The sequence below is a fragment of the Streptomyces smaragdinus genome (assembly GCF_009604385.1).
Taxonomy (GTDB): domain Bacteria; phylum Actinomycetota; class Actinomycetes; order Streptomycetales; family Streptomycetaceae; genus Streptomyces; species Streptomyces smaragdinus.
Window position 1 is genome coordinate 1 of record NZ_WEGJ01000049.1, and the last position, 20,463, is coordinate 20,463.

Annotated in this window: 9 protein-coding genes and 1 pseudogene; 3 read left to right on the plus strand and 7 right to left on the minus strand. The window is 66.3% G+C overall.

Annotation, left to right across the window (positions count from 1 at the left end; genetic code table 11):
- Nucleotides 1-260: 260 nt before the first annotated feature.
- Together SRB5_RS36885 and SRB5_RS32225 are read right to left on the minus strand one after the other, a co-directional pair.
- Nucleotides 261-788 (minus strand): hypothetical protein, encoded by a 528-nt coding sequence (locus tag SRB5_RS36885; protein ID WP_228390615.1) that lies wholly within the window; start codon nt 786-788, stop codon nt 261-263.
- Nucleotides 789-1,158: 370 nt separating this feature from the next.
- Nucleotides 1,159-8,742, minus strand: a complete 7,584-nt coding sequence (locus tag SRB5_RS32225; protein ID WP_228390616.1) for a ricin-type beta-trefoil lectin domain protein — start codon at nt 8,740-8,742, stop codon at nt 1,159-1,161.
- A 295-nt stretch (nt 8,743-9,037) separates the two neighbouring features.
- Between SRB5_RS32225 and SRB5_RS32230 the strand changes: the two genes are divergently transcribed.
- Nucleotides 9,038-12,523, plus strand: coding sequence for a DNRLRE domain-containing protein (locus tag SRB5_RS32230; RefSeq protein WP_153457026.1), 3,486 nt, complete (start codon nt 9,038-9,040; stop codon nt 12,521-12,523).
- A gap of 322 nt (nt 12,524-12,845) precedes the next feature.
- Here SRB5_RS32230 and SRB5_RS32235 read toward each other — a convergent pair whose 3' ends face one another.
- Both SRB5_RS32235 and SRB5_RS32240 read right to left on the minus strand, forming a co-directional pair.
- Nucleotides 12,846-13,070, minus strand: coding sequence for a DUF397 domain-containing protein (locus tag SRB5_RS32235; RefSeq protein ID WP_323378842.1), 225 nt, complete (start codon nt 13,068-13,070; stop codon nt 12,846-12,848).
- Nucleotides 13,071-13,949, minus strand: a complete 879-nt coding sequence (locus tag SRB5_RS32240; RefSeq protein WP_153457027.1) for a helix-turn-helix domain-containing protein — start codon at nt 13,947-13,949, stop codon at nt 13,071-13,073.
- A 189-nt stretch (nt 13,950-14,138) separates the two neighbouring features.
- On the opposite strand from SRB5_RS32240, the gene SRB5_RS32245 reads away from it, so the two are divergent.
- Entirely contained in the window at nt 14,139-14,606 is a 468-nt protein-coding gene (locus tag SRB5_RS32245) for an ATP-binding protein (protein ID WP_153457028.1), read from the plus strand.
- Nucleotides 14,607-14,654: 48 nt separating this feature from the next.
- On the opposite strand, the pseudogene SRB5_RS32250 reads toward SRB5_RS32245, so the two are convergent.
- From SRB5_RS32250 to SRB5_RS32260, 3 genes and pseudogenes are all read right to left on the minus strand, one after another.
- Nucleotides 14,655-15,567, minus strand: a pseudogene (locus tag SRB5_RS32250) (ADP-ribosylglycohydrolase family protein).
- A 100-nt stretch (nt 15,568-15,667) separates the two neighbouring features.
- Complete coding sequence (locus SRB5_RS32255; RefSeq protein WP_153457029.1) at nt 15,668-16,681, minus strand: SDR family NAD(P)-dependent oxidoreductase; 1,014 nt, start codon at nt 16,679-16,681, stop codon at nt 15,668-15,670.
- 82 nt (nt 16,682-16,763) lie between these two features.
- Nucleotides 16,764-18,986: a DUF4132 domain-containing protein gene (locus tag SRB5_RS32260; RefSeq protein ID WP_153457030.1), complete on the minus strand. Its 2,223-nt coding sequence runs from the start codon at nt 18,984-18,986 to the stop codon at nt 16,764-16,766.
- A gap of 146 nt (nt 18,987-19,132) precedes the next feature.
- On the opposite strand from SRB5_RS32260, the gene SRB5_RS32265 reads away from it, so the two are divergent.
- Nucleotides 19,133-20,449, plus strand: a complete 1,317-nt coding sequence (locus tag SRB5_RS32265) for an alkaline phosphatase family protein (RefSeq protein WP_153457031.1) — start codon at nt 19,133-19,135, stop codon at nt 20,447-20,449.
- Nucleotides 20,450-20,463 lie beyond the last annotated feature (14 nt).

Here is a 20,463-nt window from a genome sequence, read left to right on the forward strand (position 1 = left end):
GCGGCGGGGGAGGTGGGGCGGGTGGTAGTGGAGCGGTATAACCTCATGAATTCAGCCACGTCCGCCACCTGACGCCCTGACGGAGGCAGGTTGCCTCCTGATCTGGATTCCGAGCCGGGCTGGCAGGACCTCAGTGTCATGCTGATGCAACTGGCCCGTATGATCGCGCCGGGCGCGACGAGTGCGAGCCGTTCCGGGATTGGCGCAATACTGAGCAGATCTCATCTACGCCAGCGTGAGTGACATGAGGTCCGCTCATTTTACCGAACCCTCCATTCTTCTTCCGGAACGAAACCGGTTTGCATATCACAAACCGACTCACTCCATTCCCGCGACACAAAAACAGGTCTCGAAGCAAGAAAATCCCCGGATCGCTGAGCCCTCAGAACTATACCAAATTCATCTGAGCCGAAATCACCCTCCTGAGATACCGACACATATTCCACCCCGCTCGAATTTGCATATTTAACAAATTCACCCTCCAGCTCCGAGGGTTTTCGCCCAACCATCTTCAGCCCGCCCAGCACAACTTGGGGACCGACTTCGGCGTCAATTGCAATACACGACAATCGCTCAGAATTATCATAATAGACCGCGACTTGCGGCAGGATTTCCCCAAAGCGTGCACTTATCACTTTCTTGCACCTAAAGCGGGTTGACACCGGCTCCCCGAGCGCCGAGATAGTGGCTTCATGACTCTGGCCAAATCGAAGCGGCCCGACACCGAAAAATGGCACACACAGCCATTCAACATGCTCCCGATCGGTCGGGTTCAATCCATAATTCACCGACTATCCTCTCCGCAAAGACCTACCACCCAATTGGATCACAATTAGACCGTTACCAACTATACGCCACCCGATACAATCCTGCGGAATCGCAGTCCGGACACTAGATGTCAGTATGCGGCTACACCCTGCCACATCCTCCCACCCGGGCACCTACCCCGCCATCTGAAGCACTGACAGACTATTGAACGCGCACAATCACTGACCCTTCCATAATTCAAAAGAGGGATCCTTACGATATAGAACGGCAATCAGTTTCGCGGCGAAGTCGAATATGCAAAACCAGACCATGCGAGTAATCGACATCGCCCATCACCCTCATACTCAGCCTGGACCCGCCTCACCAAAAGCACGCAGTCCAGACGGAATACTATCCGAGTGGAATTTGCGATTTACCGTACAATACCTCCACACCTTCAGGCCCATCATGATAAATCGTCAAAGCATACCCTTTAGGCAATATAGCCGGAATCGCCGCTTTACATCCATACGGAAACCCGCACACGTAGTTATTGTTTATTACGGCCGCGGCTCTCTTGACTCCATTGTTCCGCATCCACATAGCAAATTGCGTCTCGGGGTGCTGCGCAGCCGTATATCTCGCCTTAAGGTTAATATATGTCATTCCAGAATTCGGCTGCTTCAGGAAGCCGTCGACCTCCAACACGTCGGCGCCATTGCCACCACTCCTCGTCGGCCCTCGGAGGGTATTTCCAGCAGAATCTACAAGCTGCCCTGTCGTAGGACCCTCACCATTCGGACGGTCCGGCAAACCAGCCCGAATCTTTCGGGCCGCTTCCTCGCCACAATCATTATGAACCAGGACGGCAATCTTGCCTGCAAGTACATAGTACGTGTGGAGGTCTTCGACTGTGAAATTGTAGGTTCGGACGTACTTAGTGAAAGCCTTGTTGGAGGTAACGATGACCGTCTGCTCGTCATCGGTGAGGAGCGTCATCCCGGGCTGGAGGTCGCCGGCAGAGACCCATTCGTTCTCCGATGGAGACCAGAACGGGTGTTCTCGAGTAGCCGTGACGGAATCGATTCCGTCTTCGGTTGCGATCGACAGCTTATTGAGGTGCTTCTTGCCCTCAGTAATGATGAGTTGGGTTACCTTGCGGGGGCCTTCCTCGCCGGTCTCAGGATCTCTCGACTCCACCAAATCACCGGGGCGAATATCTTCAATATCCTTCGCGGCGCCATTAGCCATAAGAATGTCAGTGCCGGCCAAAAAGCATTTCGGCGGCTCCGCCGCCTTCGCTGCCGAAGTACCCGCCTCTACCGCTTCGTCGACGAGTTTCGGTGCAAGTTTCTTCAGAAGTGCCGCAGCGCCCTTTGTCAGGAGTTTCGCGGCGCTTCCGGCCCCTAGCGCCAACTGCGCTGCGTCGGTTACCTCGCGAGCATCGCCGAATGCGGCAGAACTCCGGTCAATTCCAACTTTATCCATTGCCCAGTACCGCAGTTTTTCCTGCCCTTGTGCCAGGAAGTAGCCGCCGGGCAAGGTGACTGTTGCGATCGCATCTCCGCCAGCCGCGATGGACTCCACGGCGCCAGCAATTGCATCCTTCCAGTCTCCTGCCGGGCGGGTATCTTTTTGGCGACTGCGGAAAATGAGATGCCAGCCCGCTCGTCGAATTTCCGGATCCGAGGAACCGAGGAGATAACTCGCTGCCGAGTGACCGCCTCCTCCGTCGCCCATGGAGGCGAGTTTGAGGCCGGTGGGGTCGCTGGAGCTGATGGGGCTGTTGTTGCTGTAGGCGTATCCGTTCATCTGGAGCGGATCGGCCATGTCGATGATGGGGTCTGCGGAGATGAAGCGGCCGACGGACGGGTCGTATTCGCGGGCGCCGATGTGGGTGAGGCCGGTGTTGGTGTCGTCGATTCCGATGCCGAGGTAGCCTCGGTTGTCCGGCCATGCGGGTTTGGTACCGCGTGTTTCGCCGAAGGGTTTGAAGGTTCGGCGGGTGACAGGTTGCCCGGTAGCCTGTTCGACGGTGGTGGTGGCGGTGCCAAGGTGGTCCGTCAGCGTTACGTAAATCCTGTGACCAGTGGCACTGCCGTTCTTGGCCTGGCGAATGACGGAGGGTGCGCCGGGGTGGGTGTAGGTGCGGGTGGCCTGGATGGGTTGCCCGTTGGGGTCGGTGGTGATGTCGGCGTCGCCGAGGTGGAGTGTGCTGCCTGCGGCTGAGTACTCGAGGATGCGGCTGCCGGAAGTGTCGTAGAGGTATGTGACCTTGTCGGCGATGGTCCACTTCTGGGCCGTGCCGCTGGTGTCGCAAGTGTTTATCTGAAGGTCAGTGCCGTCAGCGGTGTTGCTGGCTGGCACTTCCAGGCACTTGGCCGTGCCGGTGTTGGTCAGCTTGCCGTTGGCGCCTGTGGTCCATTTCTGGGCTGTGGCGCCATTGCAGGGCATGATCTGGACGGCGGTTCCGACTACTGTCGCGCATTTGCCTCTGTTGCGTAGTTCGTCGCCCTGGAGGCGCCATTGTTGAGAGGTGCTGTTGTTGCAGCCATAGAGCTGGACGGGAGTGCCGTCGGTGGTTGCTCCGCCTTGCACGTCGATGCACTTGCCAGCCAGGCCGACTACGGCGGTAGCTCCGTCTCCGGTGCCGGTGACCTGGGTGACCTTGTTCTCGATGTTCCATTCCAGGTTCTGGGTGCCGCCGGGCAGGGTGCGGCTCTCGGTGTTGCCGAGTGTGTCGTAGCGGTAGGTCGGGTCGGTGCCGGTGGGCTGGTCCGTCCTGGTGAGGGTGTGCGGCTGGATGGTGGTGGGTCCGCCGGTGCCGTCCATAACGGTGCTGCCGTAGCTGTACCGGGTGGTGGCATCTTGGGCGGGGTCCGCAGGGTTGTGTTCGGTGAGGCTAGCTCGGTTGCCGATGACGTCGTAGGTGAACGACTGCCAGTAGGCGGTGCCGGTAGCGGCAACGGTGCCGGTCGCGGGGGCGGCGTCGTTCAGGGAGGCGGTAAGTCCCGCGTCCGGTGTCTCGGCGTCTGTGACGGAATCGGGCGCCTCGGCGATGGGGCCTGCGGAGCCCTTCCCGTCGGTGCGGTACCCCCAGGCGATGTTGTTAGCTGACTTGCAGCCGGTTCCGGATTTTCCGACGGTGATGTTCGAGGTCCAGGCGTGGGCGAGTTCACCGAGGCGGTCGTATGTGAAGCACTGGTTGTCCCAGGTGCTGGTTGCGCCGTCGGTAAGTTTTCTGGCGTAGGACGTGATGTTGCCGGCACGATCGTAGGAGTAGTAGTTGTCGTCGATGCGGTGGGAGTTGCTGGTTTCCCGGTCCCATACGGTGCGCTGAAGGCTGCCGGTTTTGTCGTCGATGAAGTTGGTAGTCCAGACCCGGTAGGGCTGGGGTCCGCTGACGGTGCGCAGTGCTTCGCCGTAGGGCGAGTAGGTGACGTCGGCGGTGTACCAGGTGAGTCCGGAGGTTGATTCGGGCAGTCCGTCGCTGTCGTAGCGGGTAACGACCTTCTCTTGGGCCAGTCCGGCGATGGCAGGCAGGGTTGTGCTGAGGGGCTTGCCGGTAGGCGTGTAGGTGTAGCTGTAGTGGTGGGTTCCGGACACTCCAGTGGTGGTGGCGTGGGAGGGCACGACGAGATCGCGGCCGGTGGGCCGGTACTCGGTGTCGTAACCGGTAACCCGGGTGACGAAGTCGCCCGCTGAGGTGTGGCTCGTGGCGGAGTCTGCCAGGCCCAGGGCGCCGGGCTTGTCGAAGGTGAATTCCTTGTAGGGGGTGGCGGTCTTCGAACCTTCTCGGACTGCAGTGGTGCGGCCGAGGACGTCGTAGTCGGTGTAGACCGTTTCGAGGTTCGCGTTTGTGCTGCTTGTGCGGCGATCCAGGTCGTCGTAGCCGAAGCTCGAGGTGCCGGTGTCGGGGTCCGTGGCGGTTGTCACACGGCCGCGGGCGTCGAAGGTGTAGTTCCACTCGTTTCCGGCGTGGTCCTTGACCTGGGTGCGGTTTCCGCGCGCGTCGTAGCTGTAGTAGGTGCTGCGGGACTTGGTCAGGGATGTGTTGGTGTAATGCTGGATCCGTATGACCCGGCCGAGGGCATCGGTGTGTGTTCTGACTGCCGGGGTGGCTCCGCCGGCGGGTTCCGCGAGGGTCCAGTTGTCACCGTACGTGGTGAAGTCGGAGTAGACGGCCGTGCCGTGGTGCATCGTGGTGATCTTCACCGGACGCTCCACGCCGTCGTAGAACGTGCGGCTGATGCTGGGGACCTGTGTGTTACTCAGCCGCTTGAACTGGGTGGCTTCCGGTTCGCCCTTGGCGAGGTAGGTGCCTGTCTGTTCACGGGGCAGTCCGTGATCGTTGTAGCGGGTGTCGGCGATGATGCGGCCGGGGCCGTGGGCCTCGGCCTGGGTCTGGAATGGGCGGGCGAGACCGTCGTAGAGAGTGATCTGCTTGCTGTAGGTGGTCTGGTCGTCCTTGAGGGCCTGGGTGATCACAGACGCCGGCTTGGTCAGGGTGGATGTGACGGTGGCCGGCTGGTAGCTGATCATCACGTCGGGCGTCTGGGTGCCGGTCGAGCGGGATGCCGACCATCCCTTGGTCAGTCGGCCGAGGGCGTCGTATTCGGTGCGGGTGGCCCGCCCGTTGGGGTCCGTGACCGTGAGCGCGAGACCGCGGCCGGGGTCCATCGTCGTGGTGGTGGTGTGGCCCTTGGCATTAATGCTCTTGATCGAGGTGACCGGACCGCCGGTGTCTGCCGGAATGTACTGGGTCTCGGTGACGGCCCCCTTCGGGTCGGTCATCGTACGTACACGTCCGAGCGGGTCGTAACTGGCCGTGCCGACGATGCTGTCCGAGGTGCCCGTTCCGTTGATGGTCGCCGTGCTGGTGACAAGTCCCTTGGTGGGTGTCGCACCCCAGACTTGATTGTCGTAGCTGGTGCGCGTGGAGCTGACGAGTTGAGTGGCCGGGTCAGCACCTGCGTAGTCGGCGCAGGACGTGGCGGTGGTTCGTTGTGACTTGGGCAGGCCAATCAACCAGGCTGCCTCATTGTGTATGTACTCGTATTTCGAGCAGGTGTAGTCGCTGAGCTTCTCTTCTGTGCCATCGGGCTTGACCACGGCTTGCTCGACCTGGGTCGGTAGGCCGTAGGTGTCGTCTACCGCGGTGACGATACGGACGGCCTGCCAGCTGGCGTCGATGGTCTGGATAGCATCAGTGCGCCGGATACCCGTGCGGTACGCGAGCAGCAGGCCGGCGCCGCCGTCTCGGTCGCGGGATGCCGTCTGCTTGGACCATGGGAAGAACAGCGTGCGGTTCATAACGCCGCCATCGACGCTGCGGTAGTCGATAGTCTCGGCGGGCATTCCGGCGAATTGCGGTTGGTCGTCTGCCAGGAGGGTGGTTTTCCCGGTGGAGTCCTTGACCTCCCCGCCTACACCACGGAAGTAGCGGGCAACGGAGTACGACTGCGTCTGAGCCAGACCGGGGCCGGCGGTGTTGCGGTTGCCCTTGGTAGTCGCGACCTGCTGGTATCCGCGCCACACGTTGTACGTACGCAGTTCAGGCTTGGTGAACTCGTCGTCGCTCTTGTCCCACGTGGCGCCGGTGTAGGTGTAGCGGGTGCTGATGGTGTCTGACACGCCGGAAATCCGGTCGGTCTCCACGACAGAGTGTGCGACGTACTTGTTGAACCAGGCGAGTGCGGGTTTTTCCAGTTCGCCGTCCGGAGACCAACGCATCGGAAAGCAGGCGCTCGTGTTGTTCTCGGGGGTTGTGCTGGGCTGGGTGGCGCAGCCGCCGGAATATGTGACCGTGATGTCGCCGCCGTCTTCGGTCGAGACGACGCCGATCCGGGGCCGGGTGAAGGCGGGGCGGGTGTCACCCGCGTATCTGGGGACGAGGTTGGGGAGCTGGCGGTCCTTGAGCCGACCACCGAGCGGGTCGGTGGGAGCGACCACGTATGGGGCGAAGCTCACGCCTGCTTTGCTCTGCAGGGTGCCTGTGGAGTCGCCGGGGGCGTATCCGGTGCGGGTGATGGAGTTCAGCCACAGTCCGGGTGAGGTGTCGTACCAGTCGCGGGGGAAGGAGTGGTGCAGCGTGTAGGTGTCGACCTTGCCCAGGCCGGTGACACCGGGGCGGGCACCGTAGGTGGTGACCGATCCCAGGCGCATGCGGATCCAGAAGGAGGGGAAGGCCGGGCACATGTCGGAGGTTGACTTGCAGTTCAGGTTGCCGGGGCTGTCCCACCATGGCCGGTAGGCGGCGGGGTCGGCGGTGTTGTCGAAGGTGTCGGCTTCGCATCCGGTCGTCTGCAGGCATCGCTGAGCCGCGTTGAAGACCACTTTGGCGGAGGGGGTGGTCAGGTCGCTGGTGCGCAGTCCGTACTCGATCGAGGTCGGGTATCCGCCCCGTACGTACTTCTCGGGGGATGTGAATTTCTTGTTGACTGCGTAGTAGTTCGTCGACTTGTGCCAGTTGACGATCATGGCGTTGTTGTGGACGTCTACGACCTTGTCCAGGTTCCAGCGCCAGGCTTGCTGCAGTTTGGTGCCATCGGCTGCGGTGCAGCGGGAGTCCGAGAAGGCTGTGTTGTGGCAGGGTTCGCCGGGGTGGTTGCCGTAGACGGGGACGGTGAAGACGGAGTCGGTGTCGGCGTGGCTGCCGCCGACTTGGTGTTGGCCGAAGTAGTACTTGGTGCCGTCGCGTGTGGTGACGATCCAGTATTCGCCGTCGTTGTCCCCGTTGCTGGCGCCGGTCCTGCGCTCGATGCGGGTGCCGTCGTCGTTTTGCGGGCGGTAGAGATCCGGCTCGCCGGCTGCGGGCGTACCGACGCGGACGAGCTCGGTGGTCGAGCCGGCCAGGGACATCACGGCGTTGTAGGAGACCCAGCAGAGGTCGGGGGTCTTGTGGTCCTTGTTGTTCGGCGCGCCGGCGGCAGTGGTGTCGCGGTCGTCCTTGCAGGTGCGGTATCGGCGCTCGATGAAGCCCGGGTCGTAGTCCCAGCCCTCACCCAGCCAGGAGCTCTGCGGGGAGGTTGCGGCGGTCTTGCCGTCGACACTCTGCGAGTTGTAGTTGAAGGAGATCTTCGGTGCGGGACCTGCCGGCGGCGGCGGAACCTGCAGAGGGTAGGACCAGGTGAATGCGCCCGAGGAGCCGCCGGCCTCCCACTTACCGTCCGAGGCCAGACCGGTTGCCTTGAATGAACCGCCCGCCCCGGATCCCGAGTCCACTGCCCCGACGACAGCCTTGTCGCCGGTCGCAGCCATCACCGACATGCCAGCAAGTGACGGGGCTCCGACGCCGTCTGCGGCGGTGTCGACGGTGGCGGTGACGGCTTTCGCCTGGGGGTCGTTGACGGTTTCCAGCTCGGTGTAGGTGCGGCACTCCTCGAGGTCGGGTGTGGTGAGGTAGCACTCGGGGAACTGGACGAACTCAAGTCGCGATGCCCAGTCGGCGCCGTAGTAGTTCTCGTAGGTCTGGTAGCTGAGTTCGACGGAGATCGGCACCGATCCGGTGACCGGGGCGGTGACCGTGACCAGGGCACCATCGATTCCGGACGCTTCCGGCGCGGTCCGGGGGGACACGGCAACTTCCCAGGTTCCGCTGGGCGCGGGAGCTCCTTCGGCAGGGCCGATCTTCACCGGCAGGTCTCCTACCGGCACCAGGTCGTCCCCGTCCGTGGTGCTCAGCGCGCGGGCCTGGACAGCGCTGTCGAAGGACACGGCGGCGGCGCCGTCCTTGGCGGGTGTGGTGGTGCCTGGCGGGGCCTCGGTCTGTTGTTCCGGGGGTTCCTGATCAATACGGGCGAGGCCTGGATCGCGTGTCTCTCCGTCGACCGGGCTGTCCTGCGCCAGGGCTTCCAGCGTCACCTGATCGCGGGGGACTTCCGCCGTTGCGGGGTCCGGCGGGTTGGCAAGCGCGGGCGTCGGCAGCAATGCACACACGAGCGCGAGTACGGCGGTGACCACCAGGCGGCGCGTGTTAGCGCGGCGTGCGGGCATGCGAAACGACACGGTGTAACCCCCCAGTACGGCGACAGCGCCGCCGAGGCCAGGGGCTGGCATGGGGCGCAGTGCAACGCGCGAATTCTGGGGGGAAGTTGCGGCCCGGGTGAAGATCCGCCAAGTCCGATGTGATGATGATCACAGTCTTCATTGGTGAATTTCGTGTGAAACAGGAACTGTTCGGCTTTCAGTGAGCTTCAGTCTGTCGACCCATGAGATACGGGGGCGTGACGTACCCACCGTTGATGGTGAATGATCTGCTCGCCGTTTCAGGAGGGGGAGGGGTCTTCGCATGATCCGTAGGTGGCGTCCGCGCAAGCAAAGAGCCGTCGCATGGGGGACAGTCATCGCGCTCGCCGCCGGACTGGGGTACGCCGGACTGGTTCATCACGACCAGCCGGGCCACCACGCCCAGGCCGATCCCCGCCTTGAAACCGTGGTCACCGAGGCACAGGCCGCGGTCCGGGCGGCGAAGACCAACAAGCGCGTCGAGGCCACCGCGCTGCGCACCGCCTACACAACCACGTGGGCACGACCGGACGGACTCTTCCAACGGGACATCCACTCCAGCCCGATCCGGGCGCAGGTGGGCGGACAGTGGAAGGCGATCGACCCAACCTTGGCCAAGTCGGCACAGGGCTGGTCACCGAAGGCCACCAACGTGGGCATGGTCTTCTCTCCCGGTGCACGCGCTCCTCAGCGGCGGGCTGACCGCAGCGCCGTCACCCGCCTGCCCCTGGGCGCGCCGGAACAGGTGACCGCAACAGGCAATCCGCTGGTGACCCTTACCGTGGGCGGCCACGACATCGTGCTGACCTGGCCGGAGGCCATCCCCGCCCCGATCATCGACGGTCCGCGAGCGCTGTACCCGGACATCATCCCCGGGGCGGATCTAGTGCTGACCGCTGACGACTTGGGCTTCGCGCAACTGCTCGTGGTCAAGACGCGTGCGGCGGCCGCAGATCCGCGGGTGGCGCAGCTCAGATACGGTCTGTCGTCACCCGACCTGTCCTTCACACTCGACCCCGTCACCGGGGTTCTCAGTGCCAATGATCCGTCGGACGAGACGGTGGCGACGTCCCCGACGCCCTTGATGTGGGACAGTGCGGGCGACGCAACGCTCACCGACGGGCAGGCCGGATCCACCGCAGCGCCGGCACCGGAAGTCCTCTCCTCCGATCCGCCCGGCGGGGAATCGGAGGAGTCCGGATCGCCCACCGGATCCCCGGGGCCTGGTGACGTGCCGGCCGACGGGGACAACGGTGACGTGTACGACGAGGGCGAGCCTCTGCCCGGTGACGAGACACCCGAACCCGGAGCCACCGCGGAATCCCCTGCCCCACCCGTCCCGGGCGAGCCCACACCCGATCCGTCCCACACGGGCGCGGCCACCACACTGGACCTGCCGGGGCTGGACGGCCCGCAGCCGGATTCTCGCGGCACCGTGCCGACGACGGACCTGGACGGCCCGAACTGGACCGTCACCCCTGACATGGACTTCCTCAACGACCCGGCGACCGAGTACCCAGTGTTCATCGACCCGTCGGTGAAGAAGCACACCAACGACTGGACCACCGCCTACAGCCGCCACCCCAAGGCCACCTTCTACAACGGCAAGGGGTTCAACAAGGGCGGGACGCACGAGGCGCGAGTCGGCTTCGAGTCCGACACCTGGGGCACCTCACGTTCGTACTTCACCATCGACTGGGACCAAAGCCTCAAGGGCTCCACGGTCTACAGCGCCACCTTGCGCGCGCTGGAGACGTACTCCTGGTCCTGCAGTGCACGCACCATGAACGTCTATCTCACGGGTGCGATCTCCTCCAAGACCAACTGGTCCAACGCTCCCGCCATGACCAGCGCGAACAAGCTGGGGTCCAAGAGCTTCGCGCACGGCTACAAGTCCGCGAGCTGCCCCGATGAATACGTCGCCTTCGACGTCAAGTCCGCCGCGCAGAAAGCTGTGGCGGGCTCGGGCGCCAAGTCCATGACAATAGGCTTTCGGGCGGGTGACGAGAGTTCGCAGTACAGCTGGAAGAAGTTCCAGGCCGACGGCGGCAACGACCCCTATGTGGAACTCGTCTACAACCGCAGGCCCTCCGCCCCGACCAGCCTGGACCTCGACCCCGAGCGGTCGTGCGACACCACCGCCCCCTACATCAACGTCTCCAACATCGACCTGACGTTCTGGGCCAGCACCAAGGATCAGGACGCCAACCTCTCCTCGGTCCGCTTCGAACTGTGGCCCACCGGCGGCAGCACCACCAACCTCCTCGGCAGCAAAGCCACGGTGAGCGTAGGCAGCCAGAAGGCAACCGCGCGGGTGCACACCGACCCGTTCGACCCGACAAGCGCAGACGGCAACGCGGCGAATGACCTGAAGAACGGCACCACGTACTCCTGGCGCGCTCGCTCCATGGACACCTTCGGCGCCTCCTCGGGCTACTCGCCCGCCTCGACACCCTGCAGGTTCGTCTTCGACACCGCCCGCCCCGCACCGCCCACCGTCACCTCCACCCAGTTCCCCGACGCCGACGGCAACAACAACGGCTTCCTCAACGAGGACGAGGACGCCAACTGGAGCACGGTGAAATTCGGCACTGCCGGCTCATTTACCTTCAAGGCGTCCCAGACGGACGTGGTCCGCTACGAGTACGGCTTCAACAGCCCGGACTATCCCTTCTCCATCACCCGCACTAACGGAGCGGCCACAAGCACGCTCACCACCGCCAGCAACGTCAAACCCCAGGCCGCAGGCCCCAACGTGCTCTTCGTCCGCGCCGTAGACGACGCCGGCAACGTCTCCGAGCCGACCAAGTATTTCTTCTACCTCACCCCACGCGACAAGGCCGACTCCCCCGGCGACTTCACTGGCGATGACCTGCCTGACCTCATGGTCATCGACGGCACCGGAGCCCTGCGCCTGTACGCCAACCAGGGCACCGTCGCCGACCCGACCAAGGGCAGCGGCGACCTCGACTACTCCATGTCCGGCGCCTACCTCCCCAACCCGCAAAAAGACCCCAACGGCGACGACCTGCCCGTCTACACCGCCCCACCCACTGGCTACTGGAAAAACACCCTCATCACCCACCTGGGCGACGTCTACGGAGGCGACGGCCTCCAAGACATCGTCGCCGTACGAGAAGGCAAACTCTGGGTCTACCCAGGCGACGGCTACGGCGCCGTCAACATCGACAAACGCCAGGAAATCCTCCTGCCCGCAAACGCACCAGCCCCCAGCACCATCACCCAAATCGTCTCCGCCGGAGACGCCACCGGCGACGGCAAGACCGACTTCTTCGCCACCGTCGGCAACACCCTGTGGGTCTTCGTCGGCTACAACGGCGCCACCATCGAGCAAGCCCAACAGATCAACCCCGATGCATGGCCCGATCGCGACATCGTCACCGTCCAGGACATCACCGGCGACGGCGTCACTGACCTACTCTTCCGCACCACCACCCGACTCATGCTGCGCAAAGGCAAACCAGCTGCAGGCGGTGGCGTCGACCTCGAATCACTCGGCACAGCCGCCGCCTCCGCCGACGGCATAGACACGGTCTACGGCGCCAGCGGATGGGGACCCGACACCGTCCGCCTCCTATTCGGCACCCCCGACGCCAACGGAGATAACATCCCCGACTTCTGGGCCCTACGCGTCGACTACAGCGTCCGCTTCTACCCCGGAAGCCGCACCGCCATCACAGGCAACGGCGTCACTGTCGTCGGCAACTCCGACGGCGTCGGCTGGAAAAACAAACTCGCCATTGGCTAGAACTTCCATGGTCGGGTAGCCCGAGGGGCACTTCACCCTCGGGCTACCGCAGATCCGCACATGTCGGTCTCCCGTCATGCGGCCTGCCGTTGTGGTCGTCAGACGGCCCGTTTCCCCCTACTCAGTACGCAAAGCACTTCGCTGCCGGACGACCACGTCACGCATCGCCTTCGAAAGGGCGCCTCACCCCCGCAACCAGTTGAGGCACCGACAACCCGGATCAGCCGTTAATTTGACGGAACCGGCGATCGGCCGGGATCCGCGTCACGGACCAGCCGACCGCCTTCCGATCGGACGCGGCTACACCGAGCCGCTGTACGCACTACGTCATGTGGTCGAAGTTGCCCTTCTTCGCGCCCGCAAGCATTGCGGCGATCTCAGTGCGGGTGAAGATCAGTGGTGTCTGACCGGGGCGCTTGGAGTCGCGCACAGCGATCAGGTCGCCGAGTATGGCGAACTCCACGCAGTTGTCGCTGCCTCCACTGAACTCGCTCTTCTCCCAAGCGACGGTGGAGAAGTCGAGCGCTGCCGGGTTGGGTTTGCTCACTCACAGCTCCTTCAGCAAGTTCCGGATCCGGGTACGGGTCTCGGGTGGACCAAAGGCCGTGGCTCTCAGGTGATCGAAGACCACGCTGTAATGCGCCACATCATTGGATCCCTCGAAGTACACCGAGTTGGTCAGATTCTCCACCCAGACCACGTCCGGGTTGGGGTCAGCGAAAGTCATGAGCATGAACGGGCCCGAGAGGGCAGGGTGGAGTCCAGCCTCAAACGGCAGAAACTGCAGCGTGACGTTCGGGCTGGACTCAGCTTCCAGTAGATGTTCGAGCTGCCGCCTCAGCACGGCCGGTTGTGACTGGACGCGGCGAAACGCCGCCTCGTCGACGACTGCCCACAACTTCGGGGGACTGGCACCCTCACTCGACAGGATGTCCTGCCGGTTCATCCGCACTTCGACCAGCGCCTCGATCTCGCCGATACGCAAGTCCACACGCATAGCGGCAATTACCTGCCGCGCATACTCCGGCGTCTGCAGGAGTCCGGGGATCAGCTGGGGTTCGTACGAAGACAGTGACGTCGCGCTCTGCTCCAGCTCCAGGTAGCCGCCGTACTGCGTGGTGTTGATGACCGCGGAGTACTTACGCCACCACTTCTTGCGCTGGGCCTGGTCGGCTCGGACGAGGTCGAGGATGTCCTCCCGCAGCGCGGGATCCGTGAGTCCGTAGCAGTCCAGTATCGCCTTGGCCAGGACGGGCGTGGTTCCGCGGTCGCCGTTCATGATGCGGCTCAGCGAACCCTGGTTCACCTCGATGAGCTGGCCCACCTCGGCCAGCGTCTTGCCCGATTCGTCGTGCAACCGCTTGAGCTGGGCGGATAGTTGGCGGCGGTAGACCGACTTGGGGGCGGGATTCCTCTTCCAGGCCATGCGGCCAGTCTGGCTTGCGCCGAGGGTCACGGACAACCGATCTGGGGAACTTTTTCCAGGCATGTTGCCCAATGAGAAGTGATGGAGGCATGCTGCTTCACATGGCGGACGGTGACGAAACAGTCACCTTCGGCGAGTAGTTCCAGTTGCGGATCGATCGCCCCGCCCCATCGATCAAGGGAACGCGAGATGTACGTAAGCGAACAGCAAGCGGGTCCGCCGGTTGCGGTCTGCGGCTTCTACCTGGCACCTCGGAAGGCCGGCTTCGTACTGCACATGAGTGCGAGCAAGGGGAACCTCCGCGAGATGCGGCACCACCTGTACGAGGTGGTCACGGCAGCGGGATTGAGCGTGGAAACCGCCGAATCCGCACAGCTCGTCGCGAGCGAACTGGTCGGCAATGCCGTACGCGCATGCGGTCCCTGGGTCCCCGTCGTCGTCCAGCTCAGCCTGGGCGAGGGGGACATCCAGCTCCAGGTTCATGACCCACATCGGGACGCGCTCCCCATGCGACAGGAACTGTCGCCGGACAACGCGGAAGAAGTGTCGGGACGGGGATTGTGGATCCTCGACGCCGTCGCGCCCGGGTGGATCGTCGAGACAACTCCCCTGGGCAAGCAGGTCACCTGCTCGTTGCCTCGCCAGCCCACCAGCTGAACCAGTTGCTCGCTCATCTCCCACCGGCGACCAGATCCGTACGCAGTCCTACCGCGTCACGACCGGAGGCAGCGGTTCTCGGGCCGCATGCCATGCGGGTGGAAGGGCAGCGACGCCCGTACGGGCGGCAATAATTCCGCCCGCGATCGCGCAGGTCGTGTCGATGTCGCCGCGGCCGGTGACCGTGGTCCACAGGCCCTCGTGCAGGTCGTCGAGGTGTCCGGCCGCACACCACAGGGCGTACGGGACGGTGTCGGGGCCTGACATCCGGTAGCCGGAGCCGAGGACCTCCGCCGCGTGCCGGACCGAGGTGTGCTCCGGCATCCGGGCCGCGATTCGTACTCCCGACCGGACGTCGCTGTCGGGGAGTCGGTCGGCGACCGCCCGCAGGAAGTCCGATCCCGCCGGGGCGTCCCCGCCCCGGCTCCGGGTCGCCAGGGCCGCGGCCAGGGCGACCGCCACCGCTCCGGTGACCGCCTCCGGGTGGTGGTGCGAGACCGCGCCCTGGCGGGCCGCCTGCTCTACGACCGTGTCAAGGTCGCCGCTGTGCCAGGCCCCGAGCGGGGCGGCGCGCATGGCCGCGCCGTTGCCCCAGGACCCCTGGCCGCCGAACTGCCCGGCGACCACCTCCCGCCAGGGCTCCCCCGCCCCGATCCGGCGCAGCACGTCATGCATCGAGGCGCCGTAACCGCGGTGCGTGTCCTCGGCGTAGGCCGCCGCGAGGCGCAGGGCCAGGCGGTCCTGGTCGACGACGCCCCCGCCCTCGACGAGCTCCCGGACGAGAACCAGCGCCTAAGCGGTGTCGTCACTCCACCGCCACAGCGGTTCCCTCGGGCAGCGTCCGCGCCGCCAGGGCCGCGTCACCGTTCCGGCGCAGGATGCCGAACCAGCGGTCGCCGAAGGCGTCGCCGAACGCGAGGCCGTGCAGCGAATCCACCACGGCAGTGGGCACGTTCGTCATCGGCGCAGTATCGCAGCGCGTCAGCTCTCCCCGCACGCCGAATTCGGAGCCGCCGGGCTTGTGACCTGCGCACGGTGTTGTGCTGGAGCTCACCGCAGAGTCAGGGCCTGTCGAGCAGGCGCTCGCTCAGGGCCCACAGGCGCCGGGCCGAGCGGGGGTCGATGGAGTGGGGGACGACGGCGACCGGGATGTCGGCGTCGGTGTCCATCAGGTCGATGGGCTTCGGGTCCTCGTCCAGCGGTGAGACGTCGCTGTCGTAGAGGTAGACGCCGCCGGTGTCCGCGAGCAGGGGGCTGGTGGCCGCGAACACGATCGTCGCGGCGCCCTGTTCCGGGGTCTTGATGCCGCGTACCGGGTCGGTGATCGGCTCGCCGGCTTCGTCGATGAGGCCCATGGCCCGCTGAGCTTCCTCGCCCGCCGACTTGTTGAAGGAGGTGGCGGGAATGATGCCGGGATGCGGGGCGTAGGCGCGGATGCCGTCGGCGGACCAGCGGTGGTCCAGTTCGACCGTGAACAGCACGTTGGCGGTCTTCGACTGGGGGTACGCGAGGCCGTCGTCGTGCCGGCCCGTGGTGAAGTGCGGGTCGTCCCAGAGGATGTCGGACATGCGCTGGGCGCCCGACGTGGTGTTGACGACCCGGGCGCCGCCGGCCGCGCGCAGGGCGGGGTGCAGGCCGAGCGTCAGCTGGAAGTGGCCGAGGTGGTTGGCCGCGAACTGGGCCTCGTAGCCGCGGGCGTCGTGGACGAGACCGCCGGGACCGCCCGTGAAGCCGGCGTTGTTGATCAGGATGTGGAGCGGCCGGCCCGAGTCGAGGTAGCGCTCGACGAAGGCGTCGATCGAAGCCGGCTCGAGCAGGTCCAGCTGCCCGACCTCGACCCCCGCGATCCCGGCGACCGCCTTCTCGGCCCGCCCGGTGTCACGGGAGCCGACGGTGACCGAGGCCCCGGCCCCGGCCAGCGCGCGGGCGGCCACCAGTCCGAGGCCGGAGTGGCCGCCGGTGATGACGACGTTCTTGCCGGTGAGGTCGATGCCCGCCATGACGTCGTCGACCGTCGACGCGGGGGTGAATCCGGAGCCGATGGGGTGCTGGTTGTGCGCGGTGATTGCTGTCATACCTCCAGGCTGCGCTCCCGTGGGCGGATTTTGAATGCTTGTCGATCCGTGTTTCTTTCGCGATAGTACGGCGGCAAGTCCTTTACGCCTCCACCTGCCGCGCCCCCACCAGCAGCAGCTCCACCATCCGCAGCACGTGCTCCAGCAGCCTCTCCTCGTACGGCAGATACGGCATCGGCGTCGTCCCCCGCGTCTGCAGCACCGGGACGTCGACCTGCTCGCCGTCCCGCGTGACGCGGCCCGTCGCCACGTGGACCGCGTGGTTGCCCACATGGACGTGGTGGTCCGAGAGGGTGACCCGGCCCGCCTCGATGTGCGGGGACAGGACCCGGGTCAGGGTGTCGTGGCGGAGGCGGGACATGTCCGTGAGGGGGAGGGCGCTGAGGCGGCGGAGTTCCGGCCAGCGGGCGAAGTCGAGGGTGGTGTCGTTGCGGGCGTAGCCGCTGACCGAGATCAGGAGGTCGACCGCGCGCAGGATCTCCGAGACCGGGAGCGGGTGGAGGTCCTGGAGCTGGCGGTCCAGGGCGAGGTCGCCGGCCGTGGCCCAGCCCGTGGCGCCGGGGCGCAGGCGCGCGCCCAGGGGAAGCGTGACGCGGACGTCGCCGAAGGTGCGGGTGAGGGAGTCGTACTCCGTCGTCCAGCCCTCCCGTACCGCCAGGCCCAGCGCCTGCTCCAGGCGCAGCACGTAGCCCGTGAACATCGCCGTGCCCCGGCCCGTCTCCGGCGGGGCGTACTGCTCGCGGAACGCCTGGCGGAACGGCTGGCGTATCTTCCCGTCGAGCACGCGGTCCCTCCAGTACGCGCGGCCCTCCGCCGTCGCCCGTACCGGGTGCCAGAGGCGGACCTCCGTGCCGGGGTCCGGCTCCGGGAGGCCGTCCGTGGGGAGGAACGACGTCCAGGTGTCCGGACCGGTCGCGTACTCCCAGATCAGGCGGTCGGATATCGAGTGGCCCACGGGGTGGGTGGCGAGGTTGTCGCGCCAGCGGTCGTAGCGGTAGCCGGTCGGGAAGGTGTACGTGTCCTCCAGCACCCGGGAGAGGACGCGCAGTTGGGCGCGGAGCTTCGTCCGCAGGGCGTTGGCGGCGGTCAGGGCCGCCGGGAAGTCGCGGCGGACCTGGGCGGGGACGCCGACGTAGGGCTCGTCCTGGGCGTTGCGCCAGGTGAGGTCGATGTCTTCCTCGACGGTGAGGGCGGCGTAGTGCACGCCGGCCTGGACGCGGGCCGTGCCGTCGGGGGCGACGCCCAGGTCGGGGAGGCGGATCGCCGTCTCGGGGCGGTTGGCCAGGGCGCGTTCGGCACGGCGGACCAGCCGGTCGAGCTTCTTCTTCACGCCCGAGTGGCGGACGACGCGGTAGGTCTCGTGCACGGCGGCCACGGACTCGGGTGTCGGGTGGGCCTCGACCGTCAGGGCGAGCTGGATGCAGGCGGCCTGCGACGGCATCGTCCGGGCCACGGTGGGGGCGACGGCCACCCGGGGCAGCAGCTCCGCGAGCAGTTCGCCGGCCCAGGGCTGGTCGAGCTCGAGGCCGAGGCGGGCGGCGCGGCGCAGGGTGTCGCAGTCGGTCGCGGAGAACGCCTGGTCGGCGAGGTACGGCAGGCGCCGCGCGTGGATCGCGGTGAGCCGGGCGCAGGCCGCCGTCAGGGTCTCGCGGGCCCATGCCTCGTATCCGGGAACGGCCGCCAGCCGGTGGGGGGCGTCGGGCAGCCGCTCCCAGACGCGGCCCATCTCGTACCGCTCCGGCTCGTCCGCGACCAGCGCGCGCTGCACCGGGTTCGCGGCGCGCAGCACCTCGAGCTCGGCCAGCCGCAGCGGGCTGTCCGCGATATCCGCCCGGATCCGGTCGACGACCATGCGCTCGGAGTCCGGTCCCGCGACGCCCGCGACCGCGAGGGTGGCGTCCTGGGCGTGCCAGCCGCCGTTCACCAGCGCCCGTTCGACCAGGGCGGCGGCGGATGCCCGCAGCTCGTCGGTGACCGCGAAGTCCGGGCAGCGCAGCATCGCGCCTGCGGCGACCCGTACCCCTCCTGTCACGGTGTGGTCGGCCAGCCGGGCGAAGAGGTGGGCGCAGGCCGCGGCGGTGAAGACGGGTCTGCTGATCCCCCGCAGGAGGAGACGCGCGGCCAATTGTGCGTTGTCATCGGTGCTGTCTCTGTCGAGTACCGCGCAGGCGGTCGCCAGCAGCAGGTCCCGCTCGCGTCTCTCGAGCCGGTCCGGATCCACCCGGACCTCGGTGTCTCCGGTGGCCTCCGAGCCCCCGGTCAGCACGGTGTACAACTCGGCAGCATGATCTCCCAGTCCGTCCATGGCGACGACCGTAGCCGCCGGGTCGGACATCAATCCCCGCCTTTCGTACGACCTTGTCGGACCCGTTAGATATCGGCCATCCTCTCCACTGTCAGAAGCCAGTTCGCCGATGGGAGGAGTTCATCACGGACACCAACGCTCCGATCATGAACGAACCAACCTCACAGCCCTCGAGCACCCGCCGCATCAGCCGCCGCGCCGCCCTCGCCGCGGGTCTCGGGTCGGCAGCAGCCCTCGCCCTCCCCCGCACCGCGTGGGCGGGGACGACGGGACCCCGCGCGAAGCACGTCGTACTCCTCGGCTGGGACGGCTTCGACCCCGCCTACCTGGACCTCGTCGACACACCCCACATCGACGAGCTGGCCCGACACGGCAGCCTCGGCACGACGACCGGCGTCTTCCCGTCGATCACCAACAGCTCCTGGGCGACCGTCGCGACCGGCGCCTGGCCGGCCACCCATCACAACACCCCGTACTTCCTCGACCCCGCCACCGGCCTCGCCGTCAGCCAGGCGCGGACGATGGACGCGCAGAGCATCGCCGAGGCGGTGACCGGCGCCGGGGGGACCGTCGCCTCGGTGCAGTTCTTCATCGTGCAGAACCACGGCGCCGTCTTCGGCGACCCGCGGGCGCTGTACGCGCAGCCGGGCGGGACCAGCACCGTACGCGTCGACATGGCGATCGACATCCTGCACGGCCGTCCGGTGAAGTCCGGTTCGACGACGGTCGTCGTCGAGGAGCCCCCGACGCTGCTGGCGGTGTACTGCGACCAGCTCGACGCCCTCGGGCACAGCGAGGGCTCGGTGTCGGCGGGCATGGGCCCGACGCTGGCCGCGCTGGACGCCGATCTGGGGCGGCTGGTGCAGGCGACGAAGGACGTCGGGATCTACGGGGAGACGGCGTTCGTCCTGCTCGGCGACCACGGCATGGGGACGTTCACCCGGGCGTTCGGCGGGCCGGTGCTCGAGGCGCTGACGGCGGCGGGCTTCACGCCGGAGTTCGTGGCGCCGGGCAGGGCGCCGGCGGCGGGGACGGACCTGGCGATGGTCGTCGGGGGTGTCGCGAACACGTATCTGCTGGGGGCCGCCCGTACGGAGGCGAACATCGCCCGGGCGAAGGCGGTGTTCGCGTCGATCGAGCAGGTCACGCAGGTCTTCGACCGGGCGGACCTGGACGCCTTCCACGCGAGCCCGTGGCTCGGTGACCTGGTGGCGGAGCCGGCGGACGGCTGGTCGTTCGCGGTGGCCGATCCGGCGGATCCGGCCGGCTATCACGGGCGTACGGCCGAGATGGAGGCGGCGTTCCTGATCGCCGGCCGTGGGGTACGGGCGGACGGGCCGCCGGTACGGGCGCGGCACGTGGACGTGGCGCCGACGATCGCCGCCCTGCTCGGCATCCCGGCTCCGGCGCAGGCCGAGGGGCGAGTGCTGGCGGAATCGCTGCATCACCTGCTGGGCGCCTAGACGCGGGCGGCCCC